Source organism: Protofrankia sp. CiP1_Cm_nod2 (genome assembly GCF_920664355.1).
Lineage (GTDB): Bacteria > Actinomycetota > Actinomycetes > Frankiales > Frankiaceae > Protofrankia.
This window is the reverse complement of the sequence record NZ_CAKKTL010000267.1, coordinates 1-6,520: the sequence shown is the minus strand read 5'-3', so window position 1 is coordinate 6,520 and position 6,520 is coordinate 1. Positions and strand designations below refer to the sequence as shown.

4 protein-coding genes and 1 pseudogene are annotated in these 6,520 nt (G+C 72.3%); all 5 read right to left on the bottom strand.

The window, feature by feature from the left end:
• Positions 1–682: pseudogene (locus tag NBW84_RS21270) on the bottom strand (hypothetical protein); the annotation flags it as partial.
• 29 nt (positions 683–711) lie between these two features.
• A complete protein-coding gene (locus NBW84_RS21265; protein ID WP_250286742.1) occupies positions 712–1,860 on the bottom strand; it encodes a glycoside hydrolase family 113 in 1,149 nt (382 codons plus the stop codon).
• A gap of 5 nt (positions 1,861–1,865) precedes the next feature.
• The gene (locus NBW84_RS21260; protein WP_250286740.1) at positions 1,866–3,347 is read right to left on the bottom strand and encodes a glycosyltransferase family 2 protein; all 1,482 of its coding nucleotides are present in this window, start codon (positions 3,345–3,347) and stop codon (positions 1,866–1,868) included.
• Between the two features lie 409 nt (positions 3,348–3,756).
• Entirely contained in the window at positions 3,757–4,815 is a 1,059-nt protein-coding gene (locus tag NBW84_RS21255) for a cellulase family glycosylhydrolase (protein ID WP_250286739.1), read from the bottom strand.
• Between the two features lie 355 nt (positions 4,816–5,170).
• Positions 5,171–6,520: NHL repeat-containing protein (locus tag NBW84_RS21250; RefSeq protein ID WP_250286737.1), on the bottom strand; the 1,350-nt coding region annotated here is incomplete at its 5' end.

Here is a 6,520-nt window from a genome sequence, read left to right as displayed (position 1 = left end):
CGCCGGTGGCGGCCCGGGCCGGGCCGACCAGGCAGGCGCCGGCGGCGAGCAGCACGGTGCCGGCCGCGGCCAGCCCCGCCGTCCGGGCCGTCCGGCCCGTGTGCCCCGGCCGGCCGAGCAGCCGGGAGGCCCACCAGATGCCGACCAGCAGCAGCGGACCGGCGATGGCGAACTGCTCGACCAGGCCGAGCAGCCACAGCAGGCCCAGCGGGTCGAGCTGGGCGGGCCGGTCGGCGTACCAGTCGCCGCCGGCGCCGGCCAGCCAGTTCCGTGACACCAGGTCGAACCAGTTCCCCACGTGCGCCAGGCCGGCGACCGCCTGTGGGCCGAGCTGCCGGGCCTGGCCGGGCGGGCTGAGCAGCACGGCGAGCCCGACGGTGGCGACGAGGGTGAACAGCAGCAGCGGGAGCCGCTGCTTGACGTGCTCCCTGACATGGCCACGGTAGACGCCGGCCAGGCCGGGGCCGGCACGGCCGTGACCGTGGTCGTGGCTGCGGCCGTGTTCGTGGCCGTGTTCGTGGCCGTGCCGTTCGCGCGTTCCGGTGGCCCGGGAGCAGGCGGCCAGCAGGACGCGGGTGGTCAGGTAGCCGCTGGCGGCGAGGAGAAGATCCGGCCCGAGCAGCTCCGCGCGGAATCCTCCGGTACTCTGCAACATCACCGCGAGTACCGCGACACCGGACACACCGATGACCGCACGTGACGGGGAAGAGCTCAGCGTACCGCCCTCCAGCCCGAGAAGCAGTCCCGGATCGTCTGTTCGGCGGCCCTGCCGGCGAACGACTCGTGCCGGTCCCGCAGCGGGTCGACGGTGCCCGGATTGACGTGGAAGTCCACCCGCCACCAGTACAGGCCGGCCAGGGAGCGTTCCCGCGCCATCTGGCAGGCGGCGGCGAACCAGCGTTGCTGGACGAGCTCGTTGACCGGGCCGCCGTTGTTCGGGTTGGCCGGATGCCGGTAGATGCCGTCCTGCGCCGGAGCGCCCACCTCGTACAGCAGCAGGTTGGGCATCCGGCCGCGGGCCCGGCGGTCCAGCCAGGAGTGCCAGCCCGCGGCCAGCTCCGCCACGGAGGCGTCATCGGGCAGCTGTAGCTCCGGGTAGGCGTCCACCCCTGTCCGGTCCACCGGCAGCCGCACCGTGGTGTGCACGAACGTGTCCCAGTTGAACGCGTACCCGGTCTCGCCGTGGAACAGGGTCCGGGCGTACCCGGCCAGCTCCGTCCAGCGCGGGTCGCCTTCCAGCGAGCTGAGCTCTGTGCCGATCACCACGGTGGCTACGCCGGTGCGCGCGGCAAGGACCAGGTAGGGCGTGAGGAAGCGGCGGTAGGAGGAGAACCAGGCGTCCCGGTCACCCGGCCTGATCGTGCCGCGCCAGTCCAACGGGTTGGCGGCGGTCAGGGTGCGCTCGTCGAGCGTCGGGCGCAGGGTGACGCGCAGGCCGGAGCGTCTGGCCTCGTCCACGAGGATGCCGAGGCGCTCCGGCGTGGGGGTGGTCCGGCCGCCGTGGACGGCGTTGGAGCGGGCCGTGTCGGTGAAGAAGGGGAAGGAGACGCACAGGGCGTTGGCCTCCAGGCCGACGACGTAGTCGACAACCTGGCGGGCCTTGGCACGGGCCGTTTCGACCGGCTCGTCGGGATTGTCGTCCCAGTAGACCTGGACGCCGAGCTCGGGCCGGCCGGGCTGCCAGGGGTAGGCGACCGCGAGGCCGGCCCCCGCATCCGCCCGCGGGCCGGCTGTCGCGATGGCCGGCGGTGGCGCGGCCGGGTGGAAGGCGGGGGTGCGGTCCTGGGGCGAGGCGGCGCAGCCCGTGCTCGCGGTGAGCATGACAAATACGGCGGCCAGCGTCGCGCCGGCCGTGCCCATTCTGATCACATCGGTTTCGCGATCACGTTGAAGGTGGACTCGCCGCCCCGCAGGAAGCGGACCAGCCCCCGGAACACCGCGATTGCCTCCAGCAGGGAGAAGAACGGGATCAGCAGCAGCAGGCAGGGCGGCTCCCACCAGCGGCGCCGCGAGTCCGCCGAGGCCGATACGTTGATCTTCAGGCCTTCCCAGTAGAGCCAGATGCTGTAGGCCATGTTGGCCGCCCAGACGGGCAGCAGCAGGACGCTGGCCGGGGTGGTGTCGGTGTCCCCGAGCAACGAGCCGACCAGGAGGATCAGCCCCAGGTGCTGGATCGGCCCGCACGCCCAGACCAGCACGTTGTGCATCAGCAGCAGCCGGTGGCGCAGTGGGATGCCGCGGTCGAACGCCAGCCGGAACAGCCCCCAGGACCAGCGCTCCCGCTGCCGGATGAAGTCGGCCACGGTGGCCGGGGAGGCGCCGTAGGAGCGGCCGGGGAACCAGTCGCTGCCGCCGGGGTGACGGCCGCAGAAGACCAGCGCGAACTGGGCGTCCTCGACGATGGCCTGCGGCCCGAAGTCCCAGCCGGTGGCCGCCTCCACCGACGCCCGGACCAGCAGCAGCTCCCCGTGCAGCCCGGCGCGGGGCACGCCGCGGCCGGTGGTGGCCGCGAACAGGCTGATGTCGCAGCTCGGGCGGACCGCGTCGGCCAGCCAGGTCAGCCTGTTCACCGCGTGTTCCCGCGGGTAGCTCAGCACCCCCTGGGCGAGGTGGCGGGCGTTCTGCCCGGCCAGCCACTGGGCGTTGAGGAAACGGGCCATGGCCTCGGCGGTGTCGGAGCTGACGCCGGTGTCGTCGTCCATGTGCAGCACCCACACGTCCTCCCTGGCCTCGCCCTCGGCGCAACGCAGCTCGTGGGCGTAGTGGTTCGCGCGGGCCTTGAACCGGGTGCCGTTCGGGGTGCGGTAGCCGCGGGGCACGGTCACCACGCGGATCAGGCGGTCCGTCGCCGCCAGCGCGGCGATCCGGTCGTGGGCGGCGCAGCCCTCCTCGACGACCACGTCCACCCGCAGGTGGGGGAAGTAGTCCGGCAGGTACCGGCAGAAGGAGCGGACGACCCGCTCGAGGGCGGGGTAGGTGTCGTGACGCCCCACCGTCGGGACGACCACGATCAGTGGGTCGCGCACGATTGCCGCGGTGACCGGTAGTTTGCGCTCGCGGCGCAGCCGGACGGCCGTGCGCACGCTTCCGTACATACCGATGGTGGTGTTTACGATGGGTAACGTCCAGACCACGGCCGCTATCCAGCCCATGAAGCCGAAATCGGGGTCGCGGGCCCAGGCCCACCATCCGAAGACACCGAACACCGTGAAGCCGATCAGAAACGAACTGAAACCGGGCCGCCATACCGACCGTTCCCGGGATTCGGTCAACGGCATCGTGTCGTGCGCGACGGAGTTGGCCCACTCCAGGGATTCCCGACGTATGAGATGTTCGGACGTGGTCACGCGGCTCCCCCCACAGGAGTCTGATCACGGTCCTCGAAACAATACGCCAGCCGGACCGGAGCGGGTGTATACCGTCGGCGATACGACGGCCGCCGTAGCTTACCGGCGGTCCCGCGGTGTGTATCAGCGCGGGTAGGCGGTGGTGCCTCGTGGTGATTCCGTTGTCGGCGCTGGTGCCCGGCCAGGCGCCGGCGCGACCCGCCCGGGCCTGGGCCGACGCGGCCTGGCGCAGGCCTGCGCCAGGCCGGTGCGACCGCTATGGGCCGGTGCGCCGTTGGGCCGGTGCGGGCCGTCATGGGCCGGCACGGCGGCCGTCGTAGGCGGCTGGGGCCTGCAAGCGGGCTGTGACCGGTCCCGCCGTGAGGCCGGATTCCCGGCCCGGCCGGGTTCCGCCCCGGAGCGGTGAACGCTACGCCGGCCGGGACGGGAGCTCCCGGCCGGGACGGGACATTCGCTCGGCATGCCCGGCGAGAAGCGCGGCGGTGGCCGACGGGTGGATCACGCGGCGGCCGTCGTAGTCGGGGTAGTGGGAGCCGTCGTCATCGCGTCCGGTGAGAAGCCAGAACTGGTCACCGTCACCGTCAGCTTCCTCGACCGCGGCCGTCCAGGCCGCGTAGACCGTGTCGCGGGCGGTTCCGCCGTCCCGCCAGGAGAATTCCTCCAGCACCGCCGGTACGCCCGCCGCGGCGGCCTCCCGGAAGTGGTCGTGAATCCAGCGGACACCCCAGCCCGGCGATTTTTCGCCCCATTGCTGGGGGTGCAGATGAAATGTCCCGTAATCGATCGCGGGCAGCTCGAGGAGCCGGTGCCAGACCACTCCCTCCTGGTTGGAGGACGGGTAGTCGGCCGTGCCGGCACGGCCGTGGAAGCCTTCGTCGCCGACCGCGACCAGCTGGCGGGGCGCCAGTTTACGGACATACCGGCTCATTTCGTCGGCCCAGGCGGTCAGGGTGTCCCCGGACGGGTCGGACGGGCAGCGGGGCTCATTGGCCAGCTCCCAGGCCATCACCGCCGGTTCGTGGTTGTACGGGACGCCCGTGTACCGGTTCCGCCGGCCGGTCACGTGCGCCACCCAGGCCCGGTAGCACTCCTTCATGGCGCGGTGGCGGAAGAAGTCGTCGTGTCCGGCGGAGAACCACGTGGCGTACTGGGGAATTCCCCCGAAGTCGCGCCAGTTGTTCGTCAGGGCGATCACCAGCCGCAGCCCGAGCTGCCCGGCCCGGAAGACCGCGTGGTCCAGCGGCTCGAAACCGTCCTCGTCGTAGCGGAACGGCTCCGGTTGCAGTACCACGCCGTCCGCCGGAGTTCCGTCGAGGAAGCCCCAGCAACGGACCACCCGCAGGCCGAGCGCGGCGGCGTCGGCCAGGACGCTGTCAGCCATCCGTTGGCTTTTGTAGTGCAGGTAGTAGTTGTTGGTGCCGCAGAAGCGGAAGCGTCTGCCGGCGAGCCGGAACGCGCCGTCGTGCACCTGGACGAAATCAGTGGTCCGACGACCGGCGGGACCGGATTCGGTGAAGGAGGACACGCTCCGGGAGAATACGGCTGCCGCCCACGGCGAAGCGTCCCCGAGTACGGGATACTGAGACGCCGGTCACATAGCCGTGCGTAGCTGCACGGGTGATGTGCCACGTAGGCGACGGCCCGTACAAGTGACGGGCTAGATGAATGACGCTCTGCATAACAGCCGTCGGCTGTCGGAAAAAGATCGCGGCACGCGCGTCGCCGCCGCCCGCCGGACCGGAAAACACGCGGCGTACACACACGCCCGACGCGGGTTCCGGATGGGTGTTCACGGATGGCAGCCGTGCTGGCCAGCCGGGGTTCTAACCGGTCGCCGTCACCCGGCGGATTCGGTCGTTGCAGTTGTCGGTGATGTAGAGGAAACGTTCGGTCACGTCCAGCCCCAGGCCGTTGGGATCGCACAGGCGGGCCGCGGTGGCCGGCCCGTTGTCGCCGGAGTAGCCGGGTGCGCCGATACCGGCGACGGTGGTGATGACACCGTCGGTGCCGATGCGGCGCACCCGGTTGTTGTCGGTGTCGGCGATGTAGAGGCGCCCGTCGCCGGCAACCGCGACACTGCCCGGGTTCGCCAGGTGGGCCGCGGTGGCCGGCCCGTTGTCGCCGGAGAAGCCCGCGACGCCGGTGCCGGCGATGGTGGTGATGACGCCGTCGGAGCTGACGCGGCGGACGCGGTTGTTGGCGTTGTCAGCGATGTAGAGGTTGCCGGCGGTGTCCGCCGCCAGGCCGCCGGGCCCGGCCAGCCGGGCCGCGGTGGCCGGCCCGCCGTCGCCGGAGTAGCCGGGTGCGCCGGTGCCGGCGACGGTGGTGATGACGTCGTTGGTGCCGATGCGGCGGATGCGGTTGTTGCCGCTGTCGGCGATGTAGAGGTTGCCGTCGGCGTCCACCAGCACGCTGGTCGGTTTCGCCAGCTGGGCCGCGCTGGCCGGCCCGTTGTCGCCGGAGAAGCCCGCGACGCCGGTGCCGGCGACGGTGGTGACGGTTCCGACGACGTTGATGCGGCGGATACGGTTGTTGTCGGTGTCGGCGATGTAGAGGTTGCCGGCCCGGTCCCGGGCCACGTCCGTGGGCGTGGCGAAGTAGGCCTGGGCGGCGGGCCCGTTGTCGCCGGAGTAGCCGTACGTGCCGGTGCCGGCGATGGTGGTGATGACGCCGTCGGTGCCGATGCGGCGGATACGGTTGTTGCCGGTGTCGGTGAAGTAGACGGCACCGGTGCTGTCCACCAGCGGGTCGTCCGGCCTGCTCAGGTCGGCCGCGGTGGCCGGCCCGTTGTCGCCGGAGAAGCCCGTGGCGCCGGTGCCGGCCACCGTTATGATCACGTCTGGTCGCGGCGGCCGGCTGATCAGCAGAACGGTGACCACGATGGCGGCCACCGGGACGGCCACGGCCACGACGACGGCGGCGGCGATCCGGCGACGCCGCCGGCGGCGGGTGCCGTCCACCGCCGGCGGCGGGGCGGCCGGCACGGGCTCGAGCGCACGCCGCGCGGTCACGTCGGCGTCCCGGCCGGCCTGCCAGCCGGTCGCCTGACCCCGGCCGGCCCACCGGTCGGCGTCGCGGTCCCGCGGGGCCCGCTGGTCGGCGTCGCGGCCGATGCCCGCCGGGACCGCTGGCGCCCCGCCCGCCCGGATCCGGATCGTGGGCTGGGCCACGCT

Bases quoted from the DNA above. Each gene is read 5' to 3' on its own strand.
- NBW84_RS21265 (WP_250286742.1), bottom strand. From the start codon at position 1,860: ATGGGCACGGCCGGCGCGACGCTGGCCGCCGTATTTGTCATGCTCACC.